This is a genomic window from Alkalihalobacillus bogoriensis ATCC BAA-922 (assembly GCF_000621445.1).
GTDB lineage: Bacteria > Bacillota > Bacilli > Bacillales > Bacillaceae_F > Bacillus_AO > Bacillus_AO bogoriense.
In genome coordinates this window covers 307,731-332,358 of sequence record NZ_JHYI01000010.1, presented here as the reverse complement: position 1 = coordinate 332,358, position 24,628 = coordinate 307,731, and the positions used below count along the sequence as shown (strand labels likewise).

General features: G+C 35.3%; 27 protein-coding genes, 1 rRNA gene and 1 pseudogene. 18 read left to right on the top strand and 11 right to left on the bottom strand.

The genetic code is table 11. The annotated features are described in order from the left end of the window. The first annotated feature begins 160 nt into the window (after positions 1-160). Positions 161-276 (top strand): 5S ribosomal RNA (gene rrf, locus T323_RS0103930). 172 nt (positions 277-448) lie between these two features. On the opposite strand, the gene T323_RS0103925 is transcribed toward rrf, so the two are convergent. The 5 genes from T323_RS0103925 to T323_RS0103905 all read right to left on the bottom strand — a co-directional run bounded on the left by T323_RS0103925 (position 449) and on the right by T323_RS0103905 (position 2,307). Then, positions 449-952, bottom strand: coding sequence for an RDD family protein (locus T323_RS0103925; RefSeq protein WP_026672112.1), 504 nt, complete (start codon positions 950-952; stop codon positions 449-451). 422 nt (positions 953-1,374) lie between these two features. Beyond that, positions 1,375-1,521 (bottom strand): YvrJ family protein, encoded by a 147-nt coding sequence (locus T323_RS0103920; RefSeq protein WP_026672111.1) that lies wholly within the window; start codon positions 1,519-1,521, stop codon positions 1,375-1,377. A gap of 46 nt (positions 1,522-1,567) precedes the next feature. Beyond that, the gene (locus tag T323_RS0103915; RefSeq protein WP_026672110.1) at positions 1,568-1,783 is read right to left on the bottom strand and encodes a DUF2922 domain-containing protein; all 216 of its coding nucleotides are present in this window, start codon (positions 1,781-1,783) and stop codon (positions 1,568-1,570) included. Between the two features lie 36 nt (positions 1,784-1,819). Then, the gene (locus tag T323_RS0103910; RefSeq protein WP_026672109.1) at positions 1,820-2,023 is read right to left on the bottom strand and encodes a DUF1659 domain-containing protein; all 204 of its coding nucleotides are present in this window, start codon (positions 2,021-2,023) and stop codon (positions 1,820-1,822) included. Positions 2,024-2,088: 65 nt separating this feature from the next. Next, positions 2,089-2,307 (bottom strand): hypothetical protein, encoded by a 219-nt coding sequence (locus T323_RS0103905; protein ID WP_026672108.1) that lies wholly within the window; start codon positions 2,305-2,307, stop codon positions 2,089-2,091. A gap of 75 nt (positions 2,308-2,382) precedes the next feature. On the opposite strand from T323_RS0103905, the gene T323_RS0103900 reads away from it, so the two are divergent. The 6 genes from T323_RS0103900 (at position 2,383) to T323_RS0103875 (ending at position 5,703) form a co-directional block, all read left to right on the top strand. Then, complete coding sequence (locus T323_RS0103900) at positions 2,383-2,706, top strand: YolD-like family protein (protein WP_026672107.1); 324 nt, start codon at positions 2,383-2,385, stop codon at positions 2,704-2,706. 69 nt (positions 2,707-2,775) lie between these two features. Next, the gene (locus T323_RS28710; RefSeq protein WP_156942385.1) at positions 2,776-2,937 is read left to right on the top strand and encodes a hypothetical protein; all 162 of its coding nucleotides are present in this window, start codon (positions 2,776-2,778) and stop codon (positions 2,935-2,937) included. A gap of 116 nt (positions 2,938-3,053) precedes the next feature. Next, the gene (locus T323_RS0103890) at positions 3,054-3,773 is read left to right on the top strand and encodes an MBL fold metallo-hydrolase (protein WP_026672106.1); all 720 of its coding nucleotides are present in this window, start codon (positions 3,054-3,056) and stop codon (positions 3,771-3,773) included. A 3-nt stretch (positions 3,774-3,776) separates the two neighbouring features. Continuing rightward, on the top strand, positions 3,777-4,346 hold the full coding sequence (locus tag T323_RS0103885; RefSeq protein ID WP_026672105.1) for a TetR/AcrR family transcriptional regulator: 570 nt from the start codon (positions 3,777-3,779) through the stop codon (positions 4,344-4,346). Positions 4,347-4,359: 13 nt separating this feature from the next. Then, on the top strand, positions 4,360-5,229 hold the full coding sequence (locus T323_RS25900) for a GNAT family N-acetyltransferase (RefSeq protein ID WP_051556346.1): 870 nt from the start codon (positions 4,360-4,362) through the stop codon (positions 5,227-5,229). A gap of 78 nt (positions 5,230-5,307) precedes the next feature. Then, positions 5,308-5,703 carry a hypothetical protein gene (locus T323_RS0103875; RefSeq protein WP_026672104.1) on the top strand — a complete coding sequence of 132 codons (396 nt, stop codon included), beginning with the start codon at positions 5,308-5,310 and terminating at the stop codon, positions 5,701-5,703. 31 nt (positions 5,704-5,734) lie between these two features. Here T323_RS0103875 and T323_RS0103870 read toward each other — a convergent pair whose 3' ends face one another. Beyond that, positions 5,735-6,133, bottom strand: a complete 399-nt coding sequence (locus T323_RS0103870) for a GNAT family N-acetyltransferase (RefSeq protein ID WP_026672103.1) — start codon at positions 6,131-6,133, stop codon at positions 5,735-5,737. Positions 6,134-6,325: 192 nt separating this feature from the next. Between T323_RS0103870 and T323_RS0103865 the strand changes: the two genes are divergently transcribed. From T323_RS0103865 to T323_RS0103855, 3 genes are all read left to right on the top strand, one after another. Next, complete coding sequence (locus T323_RS0103865; protein WP_026672102.1) at positions 6,326-9,058, top strand: sensor histidine kinase; 2,733 nt, start codon at positions 6,326-6,328, stop codon at positions 9,056-9,058. Further along, positions 9,052-9,903 (top strand): CheR family methyltransferase, encoded by an 852-nt coding sequence (locus tag T323_RS0103860; protein ID WP_026672101.1) that lies wholly within the window; start codon positions 9,052-9,054, stop codon positions 9,901-9,903. The genes T323_RS0103865 and T323_RS0103860 overlap by 7 nt, the downstream gene beginning before the upstream one ends. 79 nt (positions 9,904-9,982) lie before the next feature. Then, on the top strand, positions 9,983-11,560 hold the full coding sequence (locus T323_RS0103855; RefSeq protein ID WP_026672100.1) for a response regulator: 1,578 nt from the start codon (positions 9,983-9,985) through the stop codon (positions 11,558-11,560). Positions 11,561-11,594: 34 nt separating this feature from the next. Here T323_RS0103855 and T323_RS0103850 read toward each other — a convergent pair whose 3' ends face one another. The 3 genes from T323_RS0103850 to T323_RS0103840 form a co-directional block, all read right to left on the bottom strand. Then, positions 11,595-11,870, bottom strand: coding sequence for a DUF3006 domain-containing protein (locus T323_RS0103850; protein ID WP_026672099.1), 276 nt, complete (start codon positions 11,868-11,870; stop codon positions 11,595-11,597). Beyond that, positions 11,871-13,004, bottom strand: coding sequence for an MBL fold metallo-hydrolase (locus tag T323_RS0103845; RefSeq protein ID WP_026672098.1), 1,134 nt, complete (start codon positions 13,002-13,004; stop codon positions 11,871-11,873). It abuts the gene before it with no gap. A gap of 71 nt (positions 13,005-13,075) precedes the next feature. Next, a complete protein-coding gene (locus T323_RS0103840) occupies positions 13,076-13,771 on the bottom strand; it encodes a hypothetical protein (RefSeq protein WP_026672097.1) in 696 nt (231 codons plus the stop codon). Positions 13,772-13,913: 142 nt separating this feature from the next. Here T323_RS0103840 and T323_RS0103835 point away from each other — a divergent pair, with 142 nt between their 5' ends. Beyond that, positions 13,914-15,431: a glycine betaine uptake BCCT transporter gene (locus T323_RS0103835; RefSeq protein WP_026672096.1), complete on the top strand. Its 1,518-nt coding sequence runs from the start codon at positions 13,914-13,916 to the stop codon at positions 15,429-15,431. A 211-nt stretch (positions 15,432-15,642) separates the two neighbouring features. Here the strand turns inward: T323_RS0103835 and T323_RS0103830 are convergent. Both T323_RS0103830 and T323_RS0103825 read right to left on the bottom strand, forming a co-directional pair. Beyond that, positions 15,643-16,859, bottom strand: a pseudogene (locus T323_RS0103830) (ABC transporter permease). Then, on the bottom strand, positions 16,852-17,547 hold the full coding sequence (locus T323_RS0103825) for an ABC transporter ATP-binding protein (RefSeq protein ID WP_245613677.1): 696 nt from the start codon (positions 17,545-17,547) through the stop codon (positions 16,852-16,854). Before T323_RS0103825 ends, T323_RS0103830 begins: the two are co-directional and overlap by 8 nt. Before the next feature lie 139 nt (positions 17,548-17,686). Between T323_RS0103825 and T323_RS0103820 the strand changes: the two genes are divergently transcribed. The 7 genes from T323_RS0103820 to T323_RS0103790 all read left to right on the top strand — a co-directional run bounded on the left by T323_RS0103820 (position 17,687) and on the right by T323_RS0103790 (position 24,622). After that, on the top strand, positions 17,687-18,532 hold the full coding sequence (locus tag T323_RS0103820) for a gamma-glutamylcyclotransferase family protein (RefSeq protein ID WP_026672093.1): 846 nt from the start codon (positions 17,687-17,689) through the stop codon (positions 18,530-18,532). Between the two features lie 202 nt (positions 18,533-18,734). Further along, entirely contained in the window at positions 18,735-18,953 is a 219-nt protein-coding gene (locus T323_RS0103815) for a hypothetical protein (RefSeq protein ID WP_026672092.1), read from the top strand. A gap of 15 nt (positions 18,954-18,968) precedes the next feature. After that, positions 18,969-20,081: a GerAB/ArcD/ProY family transporter gene (locus tag T323_RS0103810; RefSeq protein WP_051556345.1), complete on the top strand. Its 1,113-nt coding sequence runs from the start codon at positions 18,969-18,971 to the stop codon at positions 20,079-20,081. Beyond that, the gene (locus T323_RS0103805; protein ID WP_245613676.1) at positions 20,078-21,667 is read left to right on the top strand and encodes a spore germination protein; all 1,590 of its coding nucleotides are present in this window, start codon (positions 20,078-20,080) and stop codon (positions 21,665-21,667) included. Before T323_RS0103810 ends, T323_RS0103805 begins: the two co-directional genes overlap by 4 nt. 1 nt (position 21,668) lies before the next feature. Further along, positions 21,669-22,865 (top strand): Ger(x)C family spore germination protein, encoded by a 1,197-nt coding sequence (locus T323_RS0103800; RefSeq protein WP_035177522.1) that lies wholly within the window; start codon positions 21,669-21,671, stop codon positions 22,863-22,865. Positions 22,866-22,933: 68 nt separating this feature from the next. Then, entirely contained in the window at positions 22,934-23,557 is a 624-nt protein-coding gene (locus T323_RS0103795) for a nitroreductase family protein (protein ID WP_026672088.1), read from the top strand. Between the two features lie 174 nt (positions 23,558-23,731). Continuing rightward, positions 23,732-24,622, top strand: a complete 891-nt coding sequence (locus T323_RS0103790) for a carbon-nitrogen hydrolase family protein (RefSeq protein WP_026672087.1) — start codon at positions 23,732-23,734, stop codon at positions 24,620-24,622. The last annotated feature ends 6 nt before the right edge of the window (positions 24,623-24,628 follow it).

Genomic DNA, 24,628 nt, shown 5'->3' with positions numbered 1-24,628 from the left:
GAAGTCTTTTTGACACAATTCAATACACACACTATCTAGTTTTGAGGGAATCATGAGATGAACTCAACTGAATAATAGGATTGCTCCTGCGTCTACAAGCCATGCTTCGAGGTAAGCTTCCTCGTCGCAAATCTGCGCAGAAGTGATCGAAGTCAGAAGGTTTAGTGACGATAGCGATGAGGTCACACCCGTTCCCATGCCGAACACGGAAGTTAAGCTCATCAGCGCCGATGGTAGTTGGGGGCTTCCCCCTGTGAGAGTAGGACGTTGCTAAGCCAATCAAAAACACATGATGTCATAAGACGTCATGTGTTTTTTTTTCGTTTGGGCATCTATTCCGATATTTTTTAAAAAAAACAACAAAAATTCTTTGTTTTTTTGATTTAACGGTATAGATGACCTAAACGACCATATTCGAGAAGTAACACCCCTTATTAAGCAAAGGGTATTAATATTTCATTAAGTAAGTATTTGTTAGCTTATCATATAATGTTCGTCTTTCTTTTCCAAACGACATGAAGTAGGTAGGGAAAAGAACTAATTTCAAACACTCTCTCTTTAGATAATGCCTTTTTGTTAATGGTTGCCTATTTTCATCTACTAATGTTAAATCGGCAATCATCATACCAAATGTTTGTTTTTTAAACATAGGATAAATAAATTGGTAAATTAAAAAGATTGAACCTAATATTACATAATTAATAATAAATAGATGTGGTTCATTTTCTAGTATATCTTGTCTGGCTCTTTCGGGATTGCCAATAAATAGCGTTTCAGTATTTGTCATGATCCATAAAGTCGTACCACCTGCAACCATATATAACACCATACCGAGAATTACGGCGTCATAAAATAAGGCAATGGTTCGGATAATGCCACCTGCTCGTAAATCGCGGTGTAGAAAACGGTCTTTTAGTTCTTTTTCTGTTTGCGTTTCTTGCTTTAGTTCCATAACATTCCCCCCCAGTAGTCTGTTCATAGTATACAATCATTATACCATTGGATAACTGTATAAAAAAGGAAAAAATGTTTAGTTGAACGAAATAATAAGAACAAAAGGAACATATTCAAGGTTTGAACACGTGAATAAATAGTTTGTACAAACAATTAGGTTCTATTGATTCCAACTCTCATTTTTGCGGTCAGAGCAACCGTTATTTGTGAACATGATACGGGTTTCCATTTTTTAGTGGCCACAGGAGCGCTTATTCACGCAAAAGCAACGCTATTCCTAGCCTATATATTATGATTAACTGCTCCTGTGGCCACCATCGTGCCAAAACGTTAGCAATGTTCATAGATAACGGTTATCATGGCCGCTTCATTACCATGAACAATAAAAAAACCTCTCATAAAGGAGAGGATAAAACGGATTTATTTAGATATTTGCAATAAGTGTTCTGGTAATTTTTGGATGGATTCATTGACAAGGTCTAATTTTTTCTCCATCCGGTGAAGAAGGTACAATGTTACGACTACAGGGAATCCAAATTCACTTAATAATGGTAACCAAGGTTCCACACATTTTCCTCCTTTCTTAAAAAGAAGGAGACAAGCTCCTTCTTAATTAAACTAAAACTTCTTCAACCGTTCTATCGACAATGCGAGCAGACTTGATAGCAACAATATTACCACCTGTTGACGTAAAACAATTTGTCATAATAATCCCTTCCATAGCTGTCCGAATGGCGATTGGATCTGCTGGGTAAATAGGATTATCTAATGAAAGTGTCACTGTGGCTCCACTTTCATTTTGAAATAATAATTCTAATCGTTTGTTCATTGCTTTCCTCTCCTTTCAATAAATTAAAAAACAAACTTACGCAAGCGAATACACGTTATTTCGTTCAACTTTGTTTGAAATCCAGCCTTGCAATGGTGTTAATGCTTCTGCTGCGGCTAAAAGTTGTGCGTCAGATGCATCGGTTTTAATGTTGTTAAAGCTTTTTGTTTTAAATGTGGGTTCACCTTTACTATCCATTCCCGTTTCAAACACAATCACTAATCGAGTATTTGTTAACATTTTTTCACCCCCTTTCCACACTGTAAATATGTGAAGACATAGAAATAGGGGAGAACGTTCTAAACTTAAATCGCTTTTTCTTTGCGATGAACAGGTTTTGCAGACAATATATTTTGGATAAGGAACATTCTTCTTTGTTTTCTTACATGGCAAAAGCCGATGAGTAGGTGATCGTCTAGTTGTTGGATAGTGACTTTTCGTTGTGTAATCGTACCGTTTTTTGACATATAAATGATTTCAACTGGTGTTTGAGCAATAAAAGATCGCTTTAAAATACCTTGCATATTTTTTTCAACCTCCTATATAATAATTATACGAACATTTGTTCTATTTTACAATATGCAACTGGAGGCAATTTCATGCTTAAGGATAGAGGTAATATAAAGTGGACGGCGATGATGATTCCGGAACATGTATCACGATTACGTAAGGTAGCGGAAGAACTCACAACCGTTAAAAAGCCAATTGTTGATATTCAACAATTAGAGGAATTTGAGTATTTCATTTGTGAAGCAATGGAACACAATCATGTGTTGACGTTTGTTTACTGGGATGACGGAAAGTATGGTATTGTACTTGGCAAAGTTCATTATATAGATTCGGTGAACAAGCAATTACGTGTTGTGGACCAATTTGATGAAAGGCATTATATTCCGATTGCTCATCTTGTTGATGTACGTTAACGAACGAATAAAAACTAGATATAAACACAAAACTACATTAGAAATTGGAAAAGAAAAGGTGGTTTTTTTATGGTGAATGAAAACTTTGACAAGTTTATAGAGGAACAAAAAAATCGTAAAGCGAAATATCCAGATGGAGAAGAACATCTAGGTGAGAAGAAATTAAAAGATGAAGTAAAACCTCGAAGTATGGGGAAATCTGTTGGTGCCCGTGGTAGAGATAATAGGTAGTAATAGCGACCCTCTCAATTTTTTTGAGAGGGTATATTATTTTTTCTTGTAAAAACTAATGGTATTAGTTATAGTTAAACTAATACTATTAGTTTTAGAATTGGAGTGTTCTTGTCATGAAACTAACGAAAGAAAAGTTTTTATATCAAATCACTTTTATGCCACGTTTTTTTCCTGTAAATTGTTACTTGGTTGATGAGGGAAGTGAATTCACATTAATTGATGCAGGGTTATCAATTCATGCAAAAAAGATTTTGAAAATTGCAGAAGAATTAAAAAAGCCCATTACTCGTATTGTCATTACCCATGCACATGATGATCATATGGGTGCATTAGAAAAGTTAAAAAAAGCAATACCCCATGTTAAAATATATTTATCAAGACGAGATGCGAAAATTTGGGCGGGGGACCAATCTCTTTTACAATCTGAACCGCAATTACCGCTTCGTGGTGGTATACCGAAACAAAGTAAGGTAAAACCTGATATATTAGTAGATAATGGAGATAGGATTGGCTCTCTTTTAGCCATAGCAACACCAGGACATACTCCAGGTATGATGGCATTTATGGATATACGAACGAACGCATTAATCGCAGGAGATGCCTTTCAAACAAAAGGTGGGTTAGCCGTTGCAGGTCAATTAAGATGGTTATTTCCATTTCCTGCATTGGCGACATGGAGTAAAGAGTTAGCATTACAAAGTGCTGAAAATCTCCTTCAATATAATCCGAGTTTGTTAGCGGTTGGTCATGGAGAAATGATAAAACAGCCTGTAGAAGCAATGAAAAAAGCAATTAACGAAGCAGCGAAAAACGAAGCAAAGGTAGGAGTATAAAAGATGTCACCACGAATGGGACTTGATTTACAAACAATTTTATTAGCAGCAACGAATATTGTAGATGAAGGTGGGATTGAAGCGCTTACGATGGCGACATTGGCTAAAACATTAAATGTACAGTCGCCTTCTTTATACAATCATATTGATGGATTGCAAGGTCTAAAAAAACACCTAGCCCAATATGGGTTAGAAAAGCTTTATAAAGGGATGAAAGAAGCTGTCAATGATAAACAAGGAGAAGAAGCAATTTTATCAATTGGTCATTCTTATTTAGAATTTGTTAGAACTCATCCAGGGTTATACGAAATGACATTAAAAGCTCCTGATGCAAAGGACGTTGAAATTGAAAAGGTTGCAAACGAAATTGTTTACTTGATGATTGATGTAATAACACCGTATCATCTTGAGAAGGATCAAACGATTCATATGGTGAGAGGAATAAGAAGCTTATTACACGGCTTTGCTTCTCTTGAACAAGCTGGTGGCTTTGGTTTTCCACTTGATTTAAATGAAAGCTTTGAAAATATGGTTCGAACATATCTTATAGGTATGAAGCACATTTCAAAATAAAGAGGCGATTTCGATGGATGTAAAGATAGTCGAAAACTACAAGGAGAATGACATTTTACGGGAAAGTTTTTTTCATTTAGCTAGGCAAACATTTAACATTGATTTTCAACCTTGGTTTAAATCCGGGTTTTGGAAGGACCAATACAAATGTTATTCCTTTGTTTCGAATAATCAAATAGTAGCAAACGTATCCGTTAATAAACAGCGTCTTTTCATGAATTCAAAAACACATAAGGTCATTCAAATTGGTACTGTTATGACACATCCTGACTTTCAAAATAAAGGATTAGCAAAGACACTGATGAATTACGTACTCGACAAGTATAATGGCGAATATGATGGTTTTCTTTTATTCGCCAACCAAAGAGTATTAGACTTTTATCCGAAATTTGGATTTACCACTGTTCTAGAAACGAATTACTCTGTTCTGATGGACCATGACCAAAACTGCAAGCCACTTCTTAAATTAAATCCTTTATTAAAAGAAGATATCACGTTATTATTTGACTTTTATCATAATAGAACAATTTCTCACTTTGACGTATTAGATACAGAATATCTTTTTGGCTTTTATTGTTTAACTGTATTTCCATCGGATATTTACTTTATCAAAGACTTACATACTATTGTAATATATAAAGAAGAACAAAAAACGATTCACCTGTATGCCGTGTTAAGTAAACAAGAAATAAAACTTCGAGATCTCATTGAGGCTATAAGTTCAACAAAGAAAACAAACATCGTATTTCATTTTACTCCTTCATTTCCTGACTGTGAAGCTGTAGCTACTACCAGTACGAATGGAAATGACACGTTTTTTATAAAATCGTCTTCGATTGCATTTCCGGAAAAATGGAAGTTTCCGTTCGTAGGACATGCTTAAATATAAAAGTAATAAGTGTAAATGACAAAGCGCATGTACATACTTGTTACTAAAGCGCTTCGATTGTAGGAGGTAGTTATGCGTTTAATTTGGGTAGGACTTCTATTTCTAGTTTTTATAAGCATCATTTCAACAGGTCAAGGTCAATCTGTTTTCACAAATTTTAAAGAAAAAGCTAGTGAAGTGAAAAGTTATGTTGATAATATAGCGGGGTATGAAAACAGTGATAAGATTAAGGAAAAACAAGTTGGGTTTGATATTCTAAATGAAGAAGGTAGTGTGAAGGAACTTGAAGACCCGTTTGGAAACAAAAATTCACACGATGAATTCCAGCTTCCGATTGAACTTCTTTCTACACTCTCAATCGAAGACATGTTTGACTATGTAAATAAACTGCAACAAGAATTACCAGAAGAAGAAATTGAAAAGCTACAAGAGCTTATAACAGACTGGTTTTCCTATGAAAACAACTAAAAAACAACGGGTCACTTGTGACTCGTTGTTTTTATTTCTTTCGTTTAATAATAAATCCATTATCTATTTTTTCAAAGCCGATTTGTGGATAATAATCCATGGCAGTTGGTGAAGAAAGTAAGAGTAGTGCAACTTCCTCGCTTAACTCGTTTTGTAATAATTCAATCAGTTTTTTTCCAATTCCATTACTTTGATAACGTTTGTCAACAGCTAAGTCTGATAAATAACAACAATAGCTATAATCAGTTAGAGCACGAGCTACTCCAACTACCTCTTCGTTGTCCCATGCGGTAATTAAAATATCAGCTTCGTTTAGCATCCTTTCTAACCGAGTTAAATCTTCGATTGGTCTTCGTATACCTGAAGTAGAAAACACTGTGGCCAACTGTTTTACCGTAATACGTTCATTAACTTTATACTTTATTTTCATTGTAACCTCCAACAAATTCATACAATATTTTCTTAATTATGGCAAAAAGAATGAAGAAAATCTAGTAAATGCAAGTAGATTAGCAATAAAAGTACATCTGCTACTATAATGATCCAATTTTCTGTTATAATCATAGAAAGGAGTAAGTTTACATACATTTTTGGCATAAAATAAAATGAGAAAGGTGACATAATGAAAGTAAAAACTAAATTATACTTAGGGTTTGGCTTTATTTTAATTATTCTTTTAGTACTTGCTAGTTATATGCTGTTTACCCTTAATCAACAACATAAGTTTATGGAAGAGATTGTACAAGAAAACTATGAACGTGTGAAGCTTGTAAATTCCTTAAAGAGTGACACGCAGGTGACGGGAAGAGAAATTAGAGAGCTGTTGTTACTCGACAATAAAGCAGAAATAGAAAAGAAAATTCCTGAAATACTAGCTTTGCGTGAGCAAGCATCAGCAACAATTGATTCATTATTACTAGTTCCTTCCCTAAATCCTGAAACTAGGGAAATACTAATCAGCCTTCGTTCATACAATCAATCGTATAGTGATTATATTGATAGCATTATTAATGAAGTTTCAAATGGTACGACCGAGAGCGCTAGGCAATTACTCATTGATGATTCTACGAATATACGACAGATAATTATTACTGAAATTGATGATTTTACAGCTCATGAGGAAGAATTAATGAATCAGTCTTTACAAGAGTCTGAGCAAGCGTATGAAGTGGCTTTAAGCGCATTAACTATTATTATTATTGTAAGTATAGCTTTAGTTTTAGTAGTGAGTGTTTCTGTTGTAAAAAGCATATCGACAAGTATAAATAAAGTCAGACAAGTCATGACAAAAGTATCAAACATTAAAGATGGAAACTTTCCTCGAGTTGAGGTGAATTCAAAAGATGAAATTGGAGAAATAGGTCTGGCATATAACGAGATGGCTACGTCTCTTGAAACGAGCTTCAAACATGAAAAAGAATTAAAAGAATCATTACAGGATGAAAATTGGATTAAAACAAAACATACTGAGTTAGCGATCGAATTTCAAGGCATTCAAGATTTGGAAGAATTTGGACAACAATTTCTTTCTAAAGTTTCACCATTAGTTCAAGCAAGCTACAGTGCTTTTTATGTGACAAATGGAAGTGGCACGATGAATAGGGTTGCCGCTTATGCGGGGAATGGTGAAGAATTACCTCAGGTAAAATTTGACATTGGAGAAGGGCTTGTTGGCCAATGTGCAAAAGATAAAAAAATATTATCGTTTGACACATTACCAAGTAATTATATAGTGACAAAATCTGGTCTTGGACAGGCCAATCCAACAACGTTACTTTTGCTTCCCATAGAATTTGAAGGGGACATTTATGGGGTATTAGAAATCGCGAAATTTGAGCCGTTTACACCAATTGAACATCGCCTCCTTCAACAAGTATGCGAAACATCCGGATCAAGCATTGACCGAATATTAGATCATATGAGAATTGAAGAGCTTCTATCGGAATCTCAAACGTTAACAGAAGAATTACAAACGCAGTCTGAAGAGCTTCAACAACAACAAGAAGAACTTCGTTTAATTAATGAACAGTTACATGAACAATATAAACAATCTGATGATAAGACAAAAGAGTTGCAGCGGATTAAAGAAGACCTTGAAGAGAAAAACCGTGGCATTAAATTAAGTTCTAAATATAAATCTGAGTTTTTAGCAAACATGTCACATGAATTGCGAACCCCTTTAAATAGCATGTTAATTTTATCGCAAATGCTTGCTCAAAATACGGATGGGAACTTATCAGAAAAGCAAATTGAACATGCACATACGATTTATTCTTCAGGGACAGATTTATTAAATTTAATTAATGATATCTTAGATTTATCAAAAATTGAATCAGGCAAATTTGAAGTCTATCCTGAGGAGGTTTTACTAAATGACATCGAAGCGTTTGTGAAGCGGCAATTTCTTCCGGTATCTAGACATAAAGGGGTATATTTCTCGATCGATGTTCATTCTGACGCGCCTAGCATTTTATTTACAGATGACCAACGCCTTAAACAAATTTTAAAGAATTTATTATCAAATGCCTTCAAATTTACAAATGAAGGAGGCGTTACTTTAAGAATAAGTAAAGGCTTAGACAATGATTCGCGTTCCAAAATAAAATTTACGGTGATCGATACAGGAATTGGTATTGCCAATGATAAATTAGAAAGTATTTTTGAAGCGTTCTATCAAAGTGATGGTACAACGTCACGAAAATACGGTGGTACTGGCTTAGGTTTATCGATATGCAAAGATTTAGCATCACGGCTAGGTGGTTTTATTGAAGTTGAAAGTACTGAAGGACAAGGTAGCTCATTTACTTTACACTTACCAGATTTTGAAGGGTTGCCAGGGCTGACTAGTTCAGACATAGAGGTCGCTGTATCAGAAGAAATCGCAGTAGAGGAAGAAGTAGAGAAAGAAGTAGAGGATGAGAATGTCGTTGCTGAAGAAACAAAAGAAGAGTCGAAGCATCTACTAGAAAATAAAGTTGTGTTAGTTGTTGATGATGATATGAGAAATGTATTTGCGTTAACTACAGCATTAGAATCGCAAAAGATGGATGTCCTTTTTGCAGAAAACGGAAAAGAAGCTATTCATATGCTAGAAAACAACACATCGATTGATATTGTTCTAATGGATATTATGATGCCTGAAATGAATGGTTTTGATGCTATGAGAGAAATTCGTAAAAAAGAGGAATTTGAACAATTGCCGATTATTGCATTAACAGCAAAGGCAATGAAAACAGATAAAGAAAAATGCATTAATGCTGGGGCTTCAGATTATATAAGTAAGCCAGTCAACATTGAACAACTTGTGTCTTTAATTAAAGTTTGGCTTTATAATGAGGGTGAGAGACATTGTTAGTAGAAGAACATTCGACGATTAGTGAGCTGGAAAAAATCGAAATAGAATTGCTACTTGAAGGGATTTACCGTCACTATGGTTTTGATTTTCGCGACTATGCGTTTTCGTCAATTCGAAGACGCATCGTTAACAGAAAACAAGCAGAAGGGTTAAATTCCATTTCTGAATTACAAGCAAAAGTTCTTCATCACCATGAATATTTAGACCGATTATTAAATGATCTATCAATAAATGTTACAGAAATGTTTCGGGATCCAACGTTCTTTAAATCATTTCGTGAAAACGTTGTTCCACATTTGCGGAAATTACCTTTTATTCGAATTTGGCATGCGGGATGTTCTTCTGGGGAAGAAGCGTATTCTATGGCAATCTTATTAAAGGAAGAGGGTTTATATGACAAAGTGAAAATTTACGCTACAGATATGAATGAAGATATATTAGAACGAGCGGCAGAAGGTAAAATTCCGCTACACCAAATGCAATTATATACAAAAAACTATCACCAAGCTGGTGGTACACAAGAGTTCTCTGAGTATTATACAGTTTATCAAGATTATGTGAAACTTCACCCCACTTTAAGAAAAAATATGGTGTTTGCTCATCATAATTTGGCAACTGACTATTCTTTTAATGAGTTCCATGTGGTGATATGTAGAAATGTTATGATTTATTTCAATAAGCACTTAACTGACCGAGTGTATGATCTTATTTTCCGTAGCTTAAGTGAAGGGGGTTTTTTAGGTCTAGGAAGCAAAGAAGCGATGACTGGGAATGACAAGGCAAATCTATATCGTGAAATTGATTCCACTGAAAAGATTTACCAAAAAGTTTCAACATTTGACTAAAGGGGGGTATTGTAAACATGGCACCAACAGATTCGCTCTGGGTATGGAAAAAGATAGAAAAGAAACAGAGGGATAAAGCATGAGTGATAATAATAAAGTGAACATTTTAATGGTAGATGACCGACCTGAAAATTTAATGGCATTAGAGGCTGTACTTGTATCAGAAAACTATCACTTAATTCGCGCGCAATCAGGTGAAGAAGCGTTACGATTTGTGCTTCAATATGATATAGCTGTAATTTTGATGGATGTTCAAATGCCTGGGTTAAATGGGTTTGAAACGGCACAAATCATTAAGCAACGAAAAAGCTCACGACATATTCCGATATTGTTTATTACAGCGTTAAGTAAGGCAAATGAACATGTCAATAAAGGATATTCTAAAGGAGCTATTGACTACATATTTAAACCATTTAACCCAAACATCTTGAAAAGTAAGGTAGAGGCCTTCGTCCAAATTTATTTGAAACAAAAGGAAATTGAAATCCAACGAAATTTATTAAAGCAACAAACGATTGATTTAACAACAAAGTCTAACAATCTAGAAATGATTATTCATGAGAAAACGAAAGAGCTTGTTCGTTCTAATAAAGAATTACAAGTTTCACAAGAACGGTTCCAAAAAGTGTTTCAATTTAGTCCAAACTTAATGGCTATTCGATCTTTGGCAACACACCATTATATCGATGTAAATCGGACGTGGTCAGAGTTTACAGGATATGAGTTGGATGATATTATCCACCGCTCAGATAATTTTTTAAACATTAAATCGTCGGATGGAAAACTAGATGGTACGATTCCATTCGACATACAAGATTCTCTTTTTAATGAACGTGTTTCATTTGAAACTAAATCGGGCGAGGTTCGTGAAGGGCTATTGTCCACTGAACAAGCGATGATTAATGATGAACCATGTATCATTAGTACGATTACGGATATTACAGAAAGAACGCAAATGGAAAAAGAAATCTCTCGTTTAGATAGGTTAAATCTTGTTGGAGAAATGGCTGCTGGTATTGCACATGAGATAAGAAATCCGATGACGACTGTTCTTGGATTTTTACAACTAATGAAAATCCAAGAAGAAATGAGGCAGCCACAAGAATATATAGATTTGATGATTGATGAATTAAATCGGGCTAACGGCATCATTACTGAATTTTTAACATTTGCGAAAGACAAAGCGGCCGATAAGAAAATCCAATCATTAAATGATGTTGTTATGAAGTTACATCCTTTGCTTAGAGCGGAAGCATTAATGGGAAACAATTCGATTGAACTCAAATTAGAAGAGTGTCCACCTTTATTTTTAGACGAAAAAGAAATTAGACAACTCATCTTAAATATTGGTTTAAATGGGCTTGAAGCGATGACTGAAGGTGGCGTGTTGACGATTCAAACGTATAAAGAAGGACAAAGTGTTATACTTGCCATTAAAGACCAAGGGCCTGGCATTAAAAAAGAGGATTTAGAAAATATCGGAACACCATTTTTCACGACGAAAGAAGATGGTACAGGATTAGGATTGGCGATTTGTTACAGTATTGCCTCAAGACATTCTGCGTGTATCGATATTAAAACGAGTAGTAAAGGAACGGCCTTTATTATTCGTTTTGAACAAAAAGAAGCTGAGGTGGAATTAGAACCATCCCATTAAAGGGACGGTTCTTTTTTGATTTTACAAAATGTGCTCAGTTAGTGTTCCTTTGAAATTTACTAGTTGTTCGTTTAGCTCTTAGTTGATCTAACTTTTCTTCAATAACTTTATTTTTTTCAAAGGTTATCTCGCTTTGGAGTTTAAAGTTTCCAGCTTTTTGGTTAGTGAGTTCAAATGTTAGCCAGCTGCCTTCCTTACTTCCTTGTGGCAATGATAGGATAGGTACGGTTATTTCTTTTTTCAGTTGTTCAATAACAATGACAGCATTTTGTTGATCGACGATTCGGTCAATACACCCGAGTATACGCATTTATTCGCCTCCGATACATGCTTTATTTTCTTCGATGATATCAGCTAACCTAGCAGGTCCTATTCCATTAATTGTTGTTAATTCATCAAGCGATTTAATTGGCCTTAATGCTATCACATCAGCGGCTCGATTTTCTCCGATATGGATGATTTGTTCAATCTCTGTAAGTGACGCTTGATTTAAGTTAATACAAGCAATTGTGTTGTCTGTTCTATTAGATTGTTTATTTTCGTTCAGATTTGTTTTTTCTAAACTAATGTCATAGTTTCTTCCATTAGTTCGAACGATAATTGTCCCATGAATATCTGTTCCGTAAAGTGCGATCTCATTGGATAGAACGCGGTCTATCACCTCTTGATGAGGGTGACCATAAGAATTTCCACTACCTGCTGAATAAATCGCTACTTTAGGATTTATTGCTTTGAGGAATTCGGAACTTGTTGATGTATTTGATCCATGGTGACCTAATTGAAGAAACGTTGATTCTACTTCTAGATTTTTGTTTATGATTTCGTTTTCTGTTTCATGTTCGGCATCTCCGGTAAACATGAATGCCACATCTCCAAATACGGCCCGTAGTGAAATTGAGCTTTTATGTACATCTCCAGTTAGTTTTTTAGGGTTTACGATTTCAAGAACGAGTGGGCCAATGTCATAAGTATCCCCAGCTCTAGGTTCGTGATAATTAACCCCAGAAGATTCGATCGCATCGAGAATCCGAGAAAACGTATCAGAAGCTACCATTTCGCCGGACATCCAAACTTCTCCTACATCGATTGTCATTAAGATTTGGTCGAATTGTCCAATATGGTCAGCATGTGGATGAGTGCCAATTAAAATATCAAGATGGGTAATGTTGTTATATTCTAGATAGTCTAGTACATCTGTTCGATTCCAATTTCCAGCATCAATTAAAATTCGATAATCGATGCCGTCAGAGGAGTACTCAAATAATGTTGCATCTGCTTGACCAACATCGATGAAATGGACGATTAATTCAGGTTTATCAATCGTCTCGGTACTTTCACCTTGAGGGCTTAGTTGTTGTTGCTCAGGTGTAAGACTTACTTCTTCTTGAAAAGTACATGCGCTTAAGAGGAAAGCAAGAAAAAGAAATAATGTATTTTTTATCATGTTGTCATTCATTGCCTTTCAGATTAGTCTACCACTACTAGTTTAATTCTTTCATTAAGAATGATTGATTATTATATAGAATCATTCATTAATGCTTGCATTTGAGAAAAAAAATCTTCATTATATGCCGTTATATGATGAACACGAGCTTTGCTTAACGGGATGTCATGTTTACATCCTCTTGCAATGCATGTGACGGTTTCTTGCTCTTTTTTTATTAAGTATTGCTTTCTTTTTTTGCATGACGGACATGTCGCACTAATAAGATGAACTTTCGGTTTTTTAGAAAATGCACCTTTCGTTATATCTTTTGTTTCTTTTGATAATTCTTGAAACAATACCGCGTTTGTGGCAGCCCGTCCTGTTCGTTTTACAAGGGTATCGAGCTTTAATTGTGGTTTAGGATTTCGTACAGGTCGTTTAATGACTTTAATCACATCATATTCGTCGATTTCTAATAATCCGTACCCAATAGGGATTTCTTCTTTTTGGAGTAATCCAACAGGTGTCATAATATAAGCATAGTTTGCAAGAGCATGATAGCCGTAATTGGCATGGAGAACTTCGTCTCGTTTAAAGTCTTCTTTTGTTACTTTCACTTCAATAATTCGTGCTTCTTTCCGTTCTAAATTAATGCCTAGCGCATCCGCTTTCAGCCGCTTTCTTCGAATGAATAGTTTTACTTCGTTTGCACATAAATCTGTCATCTTATCTTTTAGCCAATAAAGGGCTTGCCTTTTTAAATGTTCATGAAGCTGACTTTCCATTGTTGAGTTTCCTTTCTAGTCTTTTGTATTATCATAACAAAAATCATTGTCGTTGTGGGATTTCATTGTGATTTCGCATGTATGACAAAAAAAAGAGAGGTTACACTACGAACAGGATTGGTGGAATAAGGAGGATAAAACGATGAAAAAAGGTGGAACAACGGTTTTTTATGTGTCGGTAGCTATTTTGCTACTCCTTGTCATAGTTGGAATTGCGATTCCTGACCTATTAGAACAAGCTACGGCAAACATACAAGGATTTATTTCCTCAGCATTTGGCTGGTATTATTTAATTTTAGTTACACTTATTGTTATCGTTTGTTTATATTTGTTAATTAGTCCAGTTGGGAAAATAAAGCTAGGAAAGCAGGAGGAAGAACCTGAATTCACAAGACCAACATGGCTAGCGATGCTATTTAGTGCAGGTATGGGAATTGGCTTAGTCTTCTGGGGAACCGCGGAACCGATTAGTCATTTTATCGTTAGTTCACCTACAGAAGAAGCTGGAACGGCTCAAGGTATTCGTGATGCGATGCGTTATACATTTTTCCATTGGGGCATTCATGCTTGGGCGATTTATGGAATTGTTGCGCTAGTATTAGGTTATTTTACATTCAGACATGATGAAAAAGGGTTAATTAGTGCTACTTTGAAACCGTTAATTGGTACTAAAGCAGTCGAAGGAGTGACTGGAAAAGTCATTGATATCTTTGCGGTATTAGCGACGGTCATTGGTATTGCAACTACACTAGGGTTTGGCGCGATTCAAATTAATGGTGGGTTAGCATTTTTATTTGGGATTCCGACAGATATTATTGTTCAATTTATAATTATTGCAGGCGTTACTGTGCTCTTCTTACTTTCCGCTTGGTCTGGCTTAAGTAAAGGAATAAAAATATTAAGTAATGTTAACATGGGCTTGGCGGGATTATTGTTTTTATTAATGTTTATATTTGGACCGACCGTTTTCATTTTAAATTTGTTCACAGATACATTAGGACAATATTTGCAAAATCTACCGGCTATGAGTTTTAGAATCGCTCCTCTTAATGAGGTCCGTCGAGCGTGGATTGAAGGTTGGACCATTTTTTATTGGGCTTGGTGGATTGCTTGGGCACCGTTTGTCGGTATTTTTATTGCCCGTGTATCCCGAGGACGTTCAATTCGTGAATTTGTATTTGGTGTCTTATTAATTCCATCAATCATTAGCTTCCTATGGTTTTCAACCTTTGGAGGATCGGCGATTATGTTAGAATACAATGGCATTGCCCAAATATCGAGTTTTGCAACGGAAGAGTCGTTATTTGCGGTGTTTGCCAATTATCCACTTGGATTTTTTGCCTCAATAGTTGCGATTATTTTAGTCGGTACCTTTTTTATTACCTCTGCTGACTCAGGCACGTATGTACTCGGAATGATGACAACAAACGGCTCACACCATCCAAAAAACGGAGTGAAAATGACGTGGGGGATTTTACTATCTGCGATTTCGCTCGTTTTATTATATACGGGAGGCCTTCAAGCATTACAAAATACGATGATTGCGGCAGCGTTACCATTTTCTGTAATTATGGCAATGATGACAATCAGTTTTATTAAAGCGATCCATAAAGAATCGAATGAACTTGGAATTGGAAAAATAAAAAGAACACGAGGATAAAGAAGAAGAGCGGGGACATGTCCCTGCTCTCTTTTAAAAAGATAAGAAAGCATAAAATTTGGTCTAGCAGCGAATCTTTGAAAGCTTATTCAAGAAGAGCGAAGGCTGCGCACCTGCGCGTTTCACCCCAAGAAGAGCACTTGTGGTTCACTGTCAAAAGCGGGCAGGGCTCCACACTTCGCTTGAAACGAAAAGACGCTCCGCGTTTTTCTTAATTGACCCATATATCTCGAATAATAAAGTAGCTTATACATATTGATAGTATGGCAATTAAAAAACCATATAAGAGTGAAAACCCAGTAAGACCCGCTGCAAAACCGAACAGAAAAATACTTGGTACCGTCATATAAAAAATAACGTCCTTCACCGCTTTGTCGATTTCATCTTTGTTTTCAGTCCGGTACAATCGATAAAAAGAATGGGATGTGACCTCTTTCCAATAAGATCGTGTTAAATGAATAACACAATAGATTCCGAAAAGTAACACTATCCACTTTACCCAAAATGGGACAAAAACGATGGCAAGAATACAAATAATTGTAATTTGGTATAAATGGGCAAATCGGTTTTTTCCACGTAAAATAAATTTAAGTAATAACTCACGAAGTAAATTTTGATTATTTTTTCTTTTGAAAATAGAAGCAGAGTTGTAAAACAATAACGGCCTTTCTCGTTTAAACAAAGGTTTTGTTGTGTGATAACCACGCGCTTGAATAAACATCGTATTAACTTTAATTTTTGTTGAATTTCACGTACACAATCTTCAAAAAAACACCATGTCCTTTTCATTCTAATCCGATACAGTAAAGGCAAAGTAAATACGATGATACAAAGAATTAGCAATTGTACAAGAATTATTTCATGAAAAAAAATGGCATAAACCGTTAATGAGGCGATAAACAAAACTACTTTTATCGCCATGAGCTGCAAACCAGAAAAAGAAACAAATACGATTTGTTTAACAAATTGAATGAAAAGTCGATAAAAATATATAAATGAAAGTAACAGTCCAATTTGATAAAAAGAATAATGGGCATACAAATATAAAATTGGGATGACAATGGCGGAAATCATCATCGTAAAAAATATGTTTAAAACAATTGAGTACAGGATCCCGAATCGCATAAGTGCACCATGCCATTTTTTGTTTTGGCGCAAAAAAAGTAAATCGCCTTCAGTTAAAAACAGTCGAATACAGCCTGTCCAACAAAGGATAAATAAAAATAAAAATAGAAAAGGGAGAGGTACCGATTCGACCCAACTCGCTGTTCCTTGCCATAATAAATAATATTGGTAGAATACAAGAGCAATAATAGGCACAATGATATAAAGCCAAATAATCCAGTCAACAGCTGAGCGAAATACGTCATATTGATAGTGCCATTCTTTTTTTAAGCGGAACCAAAATAATGAAAATGGACTACTCATCATCAGATTCCTCCATTAATGTATAAAAACAATCTATAAGAGAGCCTTCAGCAACACTTACATCCTGAAGTTGTTGGAGCGTTCCTTGAGCGATGATTTGTCCGTTATTAATCAGGTAAAACCGATCACAGGTTTTTTCCGCAGTATCGAGTACATGTGTACACATTAAAATAGCTGCTCCACGTTTTCTTTCTTCCTCTAATATTTTCAGAAAATCTTTTATCGCTTTTGGATCAAGCCCAATAAACGGTTCATCCACAATATATAGCATCGGTTGAATCAATATAGCGATTATAATCATCAGCTTTTGCTGCATTCCTTTTGAGAAAGAAGAGGGAAGCTGGTGTCTTGCCTTTGTTAATCGAAACAACTCGAGGAGTTCTTCCGCTCGTGAAAAATAATCGTCGGATTCGATTTGATTCACGGTTTTTGCTAGTTGAATATGCTCCCATAACGTTAGTTCTTCATAATAAGTAGGGTGTTCAGGAATATAAGCATATCGTTTATTTTCATGAATGGTGACCTCGCCATCCACATAGTTTATCAAGCCAAGAATGGATTTGATTATTGTACTTTTTCCCGCTCCATTCGGTCCAATCAATCCGACTAATTCACCTTTGTTAATAGAAAGATGAATATTTTCTATCGTATTTTTATTTTCTTGATAACCTGCCTCTTTAAGCTGCAATGTTACTATTTCGATAGGAAATCACTCTCACTTTCGGTAAACTTAATTTATAACCGTGATTATAATTCTATCAAAAATGTTTTATTTTTCCAAGTTTGTGAGTGTTGAATGTTATTTAGAATACAAAGGAGAGAGTTATATGAAAAGAACTTTATTATTTGTATATGGAACATTACGGAAAGGAGAGTCGAACCATCATTATGTAACAGATGCCATCATACGAGCTGAACAATGTTGGACTAAAGGGGAATTATACGATACGACATTTGGCTATCCGGTTATGAAAAAGGGGATAGAAAACGTGTATGGAGAATTGTATGAGGTAAACGAGCAACAATTAGAAGCGATCAATGAATTAGAAGGGTATGAAGGGGAAGGAAAAACAAATTTATATGAGCGCGTAAGTCAAACCGTTTATACAGATAAGGGAGAAGTGGAAGCATTACTATACATAGCGGGGGATCCGCTTATTCAATGTGAAACAAAAATTAAATTGGGAGATTGGAAAGTATACCGATTTGAAAAGGAACAGAATGACTTTTTATATTTTGCATATGGGTCTTGCTTAGATAATGAACGTTTTATTAAAGCAGGGGTTCATGATTATTTTACGGATGTCGTTGGTGTTGGTAAATTAAAAGGATACACACTAAGGTTTAGTCTACCTACTACTGATGGTGGAAAAGCAGATATCGTAGAAGAAGGAGGCTTTGTCGAGGGGAAAGTGTATAAAGTACCTTGGCTAGGACTTGAATATTTATATGAACGAGAAGGCGTGAATATTTCATTATATCGACCAGCAATTATTTCCGTTGAAATTGAAAACGAGCATTATGAAAATGTAGTAACGTTTATCGTCGTTCATAAGAAAAAAGAGACAGCACCTTCTCCATTATACACAACAGAAATTTTACGAGGAGGTAAAAATATTCTCAGTGATTCTTATATGAAAGGTGTAGAAAATCATATTCGTATTTTATTATAAGATTGTTTTTTATTTTCCGGGTAAGCGCAGAATCTGACATTTTACGTTTTGTTTTGCTTTAATTTCAGCAACGGCAAAAGACAAGAATGGAACCGTTTTACGTCGAAATGACGTTGAAACGGTTTTTTCATGTTTCAACCATTACATAATTTTGACTAACAAAGTAAATCTTAAGTTTGAAATCAAATTATGGAGGATAATTGTGGTCACATTTGGTTTTTTGCTCTTTACAGTTTCTTTATTTGCCCTATTCGTCATATTTGACATGCTTGTATATGAGACAACATTGTTGAGAAGTTTTTATTACTTATTAATGTATGATACGGGTCCATACCGGACGGTTCTTAATATATTTGCATTTGTTGCTTTGTTTATTTGTGTGTTTGAAGACCGAAAGCATAGGAAGAAAAAAAAGAAATAGAGGAATGGAATTATAATGAGAGAACAAATTTCGTTGTGGCAGTACTTTGTTTTAATGACGGCCTTTACGATAGGGACAACGATAATCGTTGGAGCTGGACAAGAAGCAAAACAGGACCTGTGGATTGCCGAAATTTTTGCAATTTCCACTGGAGTGCTTCTTTTCCTATTTTACAATTTTATTAGTCGAATGGCAGGCGGTAGGGGCTTATACGACATTATTGATTTTGCTTTGGGTAAAAATATTGGAAAGCTCATCGCCTATAGTTATCTTTTATACTTTTCTTATCTTGCATTGAGGGTGCTACGGGATTTTTGTGAACTTATTGTAACGACAATACTTCCAAAAACTCCGATTGAAATCATTTCCATTTTTATGACGATAATTATTGCATATGTGTTATTTCATGGTCTTGAAGTGTTTGCAAGAACGACGGAAATTTTCATTCCGTATTTTTTAGCACTTATTATCGGTTTGGGAGTTTTACTGTTGTTCACTGGAGTTCTTGATTTTAAGAAGATGCTTCCAATTTTTTCTGAAGGATTTGCACCAATTCTTGAGGCGGTTTATCCAACGATGATTGTGTTTCCTTATGGAGAACTAGTGGCGTTTTTAGTTATTATAGGTTCAACTACAAATTTTAAGTACGTCAGTAAGGTAAGTGTGGGTGCGATTTTATTAAGTGGATTTCTTATTACATATGCGGAAATGCTTCAAATTCTAGCTCTTGGAGTTGATATAAGGAATCGAGCGAATTTTCCTCTTCTTGTTGCTGCACGGGAAGTTGAATTACTAGAATTTATTGAGCGTGTCGACATTTTCATTGTTTTCATTTTATTAATTGGAATTTTTGTTAAAATTGGCGTGTTCTTTTATGGAGCATTAAAAGGAGCTGAATATGTATTTAATAAACCATACCGGACCTTTTTACTTCCATTTTCGCTAGTATTACCTTTGTTTTCTATTTTAATTGCAGAAAACATCGTAGAGCATTATGAAGAAGGTCTTGAGCTCGTTCCATATTTTTTCCATATTCCATTTCAATTTGGCATTCCTCTTTTCCTTTTTCTCGTACTGTTCGTTAAAAATAGGATGAAAAGTCAAAAAGGTAAGGGGTTGAGCGCTTGAGTATTTATCGTAAAATGCTTTCTGCTATGATGGCAAAAAAAAAGAAAGATAAAACTAAATCGAAGTTCACACCTGACGAACTTATTCCTGAAGGGGGAAGTCAAACAGAAATTAAATCAAATTTACAGGAAAATAAAGACCGGTTCACTTCACTATTTCACCAAAGTTATGATTTCTATCATGAGCCCATTCAAATCGGGAAACAAAACGGATTAGCTATCTATATGAAGACGATGGTTGATTTAAGCCGAATTTCACAAGAAGTTAAACAGTCACTAACGCTTTCATCGTTAAACCAATATTCCATTCAATCGAAGGAAGACCTTACAGCGTTTCAACAAGAATATTTTTCAAGTCATTTCTCAACGATTCTTCAGTATGAACATGAAGTAGTATGGCATATTTTATCAGGGTATATTGTATTGTTGGTGGAAGGTGTTAATTATTGTATTGCCGTTCATGTAGCTAATGATGAAAAAAGAGCAATTGAAACATCTGATATTCAAACAATTATTCGCGGTCCGAAAGATAGCTTTACGGAATCGTTGTTAACGAATATGTCACTTGTTCGGAAAAGAATAAAAAATCCAAATCTCGTGTTTGAACAATTTATCGTAGGGCATGAGACGAGAACAGACATTTGTGTTTGTTATATTTCAACTATTGCTAATGAAGAGATTGTGAATGAAGTAAAAAGAAGGGTTTCTTCTATTAAAATGAATGCAATTTTAGATTCAGGACAAGTAGAGGAATGGATTACTGATAAGACATTAACGCCGTTTCCGCTTACATATCATAGTGATCGTCCGGATACAATTGCGTCAAAATTAATAGGTGGAAAAATAGCCATATTTGTTGATGGCAGTCCTTTTGTGACTTCTGTCCCTGTCGTGTTTGCTGACTTTTTTCAAGCGAGTGAAGATTATTATCAACATTTTATGATGAGTTCATTTATTCGGATTTTGCGATATATTGCTTTTTGTATTGCGATAGGTCTTCCTGGTCTTTATATTGGGTTAACGTCTTTTCATCATGAATTAATTCCAACAAATTTATTAATTAGTATGCAAGCGCAACGTGAGGGTGTTCCATTTCCAGCATTTATTGAATTATTATTAATGGAATTTACGTTTGAAATTTTACGAGAAGCTGGGGTGCGGATGCCTAGAGTCGTTGGACAAACGGTATCGATTGTTGGAGCGCTAGTAATTGGTCAAGCAGCAGTAGAGGCGGGGATTGTATCGAATGTTCTCGTCATTGTAGTAGCATTAACGGCAATGGCGACATTTGTATCGCCGATTTATTCGTTTGCTAATTCAGCGAGGTTATTACGGTTTGTTATAATTCTTGTTTCGGCAGGGTTTGGAATATTTGGAACACTTTTTTGTTTATTAATCATCGTTATTCATTTAGTTAGCTTACGTTCATTTGGTGTTCCTTATTTAGCCGCAATCGCTCCTTTTATTGTGGAAGATAATAAAGATGTGTTTGTCCGCTTTCCGATAAAAACGTTAAAGGAAAGACCGAAATTTTTAAATACAAAAACATCAATGATGCAATCAAACAAAGGAGATAAATCACAATAAAATGAAAACAAACTATGTCCTTATTTTTTTAATGGTTCTATTTTGTTTATGTGGATGTTGGGACCGCCAAGAATTAAATGAAGTATCGATTGTTGCGGGGATTGCGATTGATAAAGGAGAGAACGGACATTATCTTGCTACAATTGAAGTGATTAATTCCAGTGAATTATCGATGCAAACAGCACAAGGCGATACAGCTGCAATCTTATTTTCAATTGAAGGAGAAACATTAGCTGAATTAGCTCATAAAATGAATGTTGGCATTACACGAACACCAATTTATGGGCATATGCAAACATTAGTTGTGAGTGAAGAAGTGGCGAGAGAAGGGGTAGCTCCTTTTTTGCAATTTTTAGAACGGAATATTGAGTTCAGAAACGACTTTAATATGCTTGTGGCCAAAGGGGTCAAAGCTAAAGACATTATCGGGACGACATATCCAATACAAGAAGTTCCGTCAGTTAAAATAAATACTCAAGTAGAAACAATGATTACAGAGTGGGGGGGAGACCCGAATGTACGATTAACCGATTTTATTTCGGCAGTAAGCTCCTCAGGAAGACATCCGATAATGGCAACAGTTACAATTGAAGGTAATGAAGAAAAAGGAAAATCAGTTGAAAATAATAAAAAAGTTGACTTAGATGCCATCGTTGTATTAAATGGGATGGCTCTTTTTGAGGAAGATAAATTAAGTGGTTTTCTTACGGTGGAGGAGACCCGCAATTATTTATGGACACAAGATTTAACATATACGACATTAAGCGTACCATGTGAAAACGACAAAGAACGCTATTTAGGAGTACGAGTGAGTCAGTCAACGACTAACATAAAAGCTAATGTGAAGAATGAAACTCCAGAAATTATCATTGACCTTATTGTTGAAACTGAATTAGAATCTAGCCAATGCAGTGATATCGTTGATGATTTAGACACATTCAAATCATATGAGAATCAAATTGGACAAGAAATAAAAGACAAAGTTGAAGCAACAGTTCAAAAAGTACAGGAACAATATGGAATTGATGTTTTTGGTTTTGGAGAAGATGTGTACAGACAACAACCGAAATCCTTTAAAGAAATGGAAGACAATTGGGATGAGTTTTTTAAGAAAGCCAATATACAAGTTGAACCTACTGTTTATTTACGTAGATTTGGCATGAGAACTAAAGATTTCTTGAAGGATATTGAGGAATAAAACGAAACAATTCCCTTACAGTTTTATAAAATGACTGGAAACACTATAGAAGAAAAGGGGGAATGAAAATGAGCACACAAACAACTCATAAAAACTTATCTGTTCAAGAAGCGATTGAATCAAGGCATAGTGTTAGAAAATTTAAAGAAGAAACATTAACGAAAGCAGATATCGAGGAAATTATACAGTTAACCAAATTAGCCCCGAGTGCTTGGAATCTTCAACCATGGCGTTTTCATGCCGTGATGGACACAAAGATGAAACAAGAATTACAAGAAGCGGCTTATGGTCAAACTCAAGTAACATCTGCTCCTTGTGTCATATTAGTTGTTAGTGATATGGAAGATGTAATTGCCCATATAGAAGAAACGATTCATCCTGGAGTACCAGAAGACAAGAAAAAAGAAGAAATAGCGAATTTATCGGCATTTTTTGGTTCCATGACTATAGAAGAAAGAGGCCAGTGGGGCTTAACACAAACAAACATTGCACTTGGGTTTTTATTACTGGCAGCGGAAGGTCTTGGTTATTCCTCAGTACCAATGTTAGGATTTGACCAAATTAAAATAAAAAGCCTGCTGCAACTAAAAGAACATGAAAAAATTTGTGCGATGGTCCCAGTTGGTCATAAAGCCGAAGAAGGGTATCCACATCATCGTCATACATTAGAAAGAATAACTGTATTTCACTAAAAAAATTAGGTTATCGATGGCATGCCGCGATAACCTTTTCCTCTTTTCTAGCATGATGAAACTGCAAATGAATGGGATAAAAAAACATTGAAAAATAGGCTAATATCAATTGACGTTTCTTTAATTTATGGTACGATACTTTTTAGACTGTTTTACTATAAAGGAGGGGGCGTAATGAAATTACGTGTGTCAGCCGTACAATATCACCTACATTCAATTGCTACTTTTGAAGAGTTCGAAAACCAAGTAACCCACTATGTTAAGACGGCAGCTGAATTTAATTCAGACTTTATCCTTTTCCCGGAATTTATTACGACCCAACTTATGTCCATCCCACAGGCGAACCAAGTAGAGCCTTCGATTTCGCAATTACCACAATATACTCAATGGTATTATACTCTGTTTACAAAGTTAGCGATGGAAACGGGCATGCATATTATCGGTGGTACTCATGTCATTGAGGAACAAGGTCGTTTATATAATGTTGCTCATTTATTTTATCCTGATGGTAGAATTGGAAAGCAACCAAAGTTGCATATTACACCAACAGAAGTAGAGGAATGGAATATTACTCCTGGTGAAGGATTACAAGTGTTTCAAACAGATAAAGGCACAATTGCAGTGTTAACATGTTATGATATCGAATTTCCTGAAATTGTGAGAATGGCGAAAGCGATGGGAGCAGATGTTATTTTTTGTCCTTCATGCACTGATGATTCTCATGGCTTTTATCGTGTGCGTTATTCTTGCCAAGCTAGAACGATTGAAAACCAAGTTTATGTAGTGACAACAGGAACAGTAGGTGCCTTGCCAACGGTAGACTTTATGCGAGCGAATTATGGTCAGGCTGCGATTTTAACTCCTAATGATGTCCCTTTCCCTCAAAAAGGAATTATGATGGAAGGCGATATTAATAATGATATGATTATTACATCCGATTTGGATTTACAGTTATTATATGAAGTTAGGGAAAAAGGGTCTGTTACAACGTGGCGTGACCGTAGAGTCGATTTATATCCTGATTGGGAAAGATTAACGAAAAAAAATGAACTAATTGGTTTATAACGGAAC

What these genes read in the sequence shown, in the direction of transcription:
- T323_RS0103925 (WP_026672112.1), bottom strand. Translation starts at nt 952, where the DNA reads ATGGAACTAAAGCAAGAAACGCAAACAGAAAAAGAACTAAAAGACCGT.
- T323_RS0103885 (WP_026672105.1), top strand. Translation starts at nt 3,777, where the DNA reads ATGTCACCACGAATGGGACTTGATTTACAAACAATTTTATTAGCAGCA.
- T323_RS0103915 (WP_026672110.1), bottom strand. Translation starts at nt 1,783, where the DNA reads ATGAACAAACGATTAGAATTATTATTTCAAAATGAAAGTGGAGCCACA.
- T323_RS0103810 (WP_051556345.1), top strand. Translation starts at nt 18,969, where the DNA reads ATGAGAGAACAAATTTCGTTGTGGCAGTACTTTGTTTTAATGACGGCC.
- T323_RS0103850 (WP_026672099.1), bottom strand. Translation starts at nt 11,870, where the DNA reads ATGCGTATACTCGGGTGTATTGACCGAATCGTCGATCAACAAAATGCT.
- T323_RS0103900 (WP_026672107.1), top strand. Translation starts at nt 2,383, where the DNA reads ATGCTTAAGGATAGAGGTAATATAAAGTGGACGGCGATGATGATTCCG.
- T323_RS0103855 (WP_026672100.1), top strand. Translation starts at nt 9,983, where the DNA reads ATGAGTGATAATAATAAAGTGAACATTTTAATGGTAGATGACCGACCT.
- T323_RS0103875 (WP_026672104.1), top strand. Translation starts at nt 5,308, where the DNA reads ATGCGTTTAATTTGGGTAGGACTTCTATTTCTAGTTTTTATAAGCATC.
- T323_RS0103800 (WP_035177522.1), top strand. Translation starts at nt 21,669, where the DNA reads ATGAAAACAAACTATGTCCTTATTTTTTTAATGGTTCTATTTTGTTTA.
- T323_RS0103835 (WP_026672096.1), top strand. Translation starts at nt 13,914, where the DNA reads ATGAAAAAAGGTGGAACAACGGTTTTTTATGTGTCGGTAGCTATTTTG.
- T323_RS0103865 (WP_026672102.1), top strand. Translation starts at nt 6,326, where the DNA reads ATGAAAGTAAAAACTAAATTATACTTAGGGTTTGGCTTTATTTTAATT.
- T323_RS0103845 (WP_026672098.1), bottom strand. Translation starts at nt 13,004, where the DNA reads ATGATAAAAAATACATTATTTCTTTTTCTTGCTTTCCTCTTAAGCGCA.
- T323_RS28710 (WP_156942385.1), top strand. Translation starts at nt 2,776, where the DNA reads ATGGTGAATGAAAACTTTGACAAGTTTATAGAGGAACAAAAAAATCGT.
- T323_RS0103905 (WP_026672108.1), bottom strand. Translation starts at nt 2,307, where the DNA reads ATGCAAGGTATTTTAAAGCGATCTTTTATTGCTCAAACACCAGTTGAA.
- T323_RS0103820 (WP_026672093.1), top strand. Translation starts at nt 17,687, where the DNA reads ATGAAAAGAACTTTATTATTTGTATATGGAACATTACGGAAAGGAGAG.
- T323_RS0103795 (WP_026672088.1), top strand. Translation starts at nt 22,934, where the DNA reads ATGAGCACACAAACAACTCATAAAAACTTATCTGTTCAAGAAGCGATT.
- T323_RS0103890 (WP_026672106.1), top strand. Translation starts at nt 3,054, where the DNA reads ATGAAACTAACGAAAGAAAAGTTTTTATATCAAATCACTTTTATGCCA.
- T323_RS25900 (WP_051556346.1), top strand. Translation starts at nt 4,360, where the DNA reads ATGGATGTAAAGATAGTCGAAAACTACAAGGAGAATGACATTTTACGG.
- T323_RS0103790 (WP_026672087.1), top strand. Translation starts at nt 23,732, where the DNA reads ATGAAATTACGTGTGTCAGCCGTACAATATCACCTACATTCAATTGCT.
- T323_RS0103840 (WP_026672097.1), bottom strand. Translation starts at nt 13,771, where the DNA reads ATGGAAAGTCAGCTTCATGAACATTTAAAAAGGCAAGCCCTTTATTGG.
- T323_RS0103870 (WP_026672103.1), bottom strand. Translation starts at nt 6,133, where the DNA reads ATGAAAATAAAGTATAAAGTTAATGAACGTATTACGGTAAAACAGTTG.
- T323_RS0103910 (WP_026672109.1), bottom strand. Translation starts at nt 2,023, where the DNA reads ATGTTAACAAATACTCGATTAGTGATTGTGTTTGAAACGGGAATGGAT.